Source organism: Paraburkholderia madseniana (assembly GCF_009690905.1).
GTDB classification, from domain to species: Bacteria; Pseudomonadota; Gammaproteobacteria; order Burkholderiales; family Burkholderiaceae; genus Paraburkholderia; species Paraburkholderia madseniana.
Genome location: NZ_VOSW01000274.1, coordinates 1 through 1,350, shown reverse-complemented (window position 1 = coordinate 1,350; position 1,350 = coordinate 1). Strand labels below are relative to the sequence as shown.

Annotated in this window: 1 protein-coding gene; it reads left to right on the top strand. The window is 53.1% G+C overall.

Annotated features, from left to right (window positions below; translation table 11 throughout):
- Positions 1–1,242 (top strand): hypothetical protein (locus FSO04_RS49130; RefSeq protein ID WP_199203123.1); only part of this gene is annotated, 1,242 nt, incomplete at its 5' end.
- Positions 1,243–1,350 lie beyond the last annotated feature (108 nt).

Here is a 1,350-nt window from a genome sequence, read left to right as displayed (position 1 = left end):
GGGGAAGAAGGGAGAAGAGAGAGAAAAAGAGAGGAGGGGGGAGGGAGAGGGAGGAGGAGAGAGAGGGAGGGGAGGAGAAGGGGGGGAGAGAGAGAGGGAGGAGGGGGAAGGGAGGAAAAGGGGAAAGGGGAGAGGGAGAGAAAAGGGGAGAAGGGGGGGAAAGAGAGGAGGAGGGAAGGGGAGGGAGGAGAGAGGAGGGAGAGGGAGGAGGGGGAGGAGGAAAGAAAGAGAGGGAAAGAAAGAAAGAGGGGGAGGGGGAAGAGAGGGGAAAAGAGAAGAGAAAAGAAGAAAGAAAAAGAAAGGAGGAAAAGGAAAAAAAAAGGGAGAAAAAGAAAGGAGGGGGAGAGGGAGGGAGGAGGAAGGAGAAAAGAGAGGAAGAAAAAGAGAAAAAGAGGAAAGGGGGAGGAAAAGAAGGGAAGAAAGAGAAGGGAAAAAGGAAGAGAGAAAAAAAGGGAAGGAGGAAGAAGGGAAGAGAGGGAGAAAGGAAAAAGAGGAGGGGAAGGAAAAGAGAAAGAGAGAGAAGGAGAGGGAGAAAGAAAAAAGGAAAGAGGAGAAGAGGGAAGAGGGAAAGGAGAGAGGCAGGTAGGGGAGGGAAAAGAGAGGAAAGGGAGAGAGGAAAAGGGGGGGAGGGAGAGGAGAAGGAGGGGGAGGGAGAGAGGAAAGAGAGGAAGGGGAAAAGGAGAAGAGGGGAAGAGGGAGAGAGGGGAAAGAGGAGAAGGAAGGGGAGGAGGAAGGAAGGAGGGGGGAAGAGGAAAGGGAAAAAGGGGAGGAGGGAAGGGAAAAGAGAGGGGGAGGAGGGGGGAAAAAGGAGGAGGAGGAGGGGAGAAGAAAGAGGGGGAAAGGGAGAAGGAGAGGAGAAGGAAAGGGGGAGGAAGGGAAGGGGAAGAAGGAGGAGAAGGAGGAAAGAGAGAAGGGAGGAAGAAGGGGAAAGGGAAAGGGAAGAAAGGGGGAAGAGGGGAGAGGGGAAAGAAAGAAGGGAGGGAAGAGAGGGGGGGAAAGAAGAAAAGAGGGGGAGGGGAGGGGGAAAAGAGGAGAGGGGGAAGGGAAAGGGGAGAGAGAAGGGAGAGAAAGGAGAAAAAGAGGAAGGGAGAGAAGGAGGAGAGGGGGGGGGGGATTGAAGAGGGGGGAGAAGGAGAGAGGAGGAGAGGAGGAGGAAGAGTAAGAGGGGGAGAAGAGAAAGGAAAGGAGGAAAAGAAAGGGGGAGAAGAAAAGAGAAAGAGGGGAGGAGGGAGGGGGATATAAGAGGAGGGGTAGAAAAAGGAAGGAAATAATGGATTATGGAGAAGGAGGAGAGGGAAAAGGAAGGAATGAGAAAGTGGTGGAAGGAAGGATATATAGATGAGGGAAAAA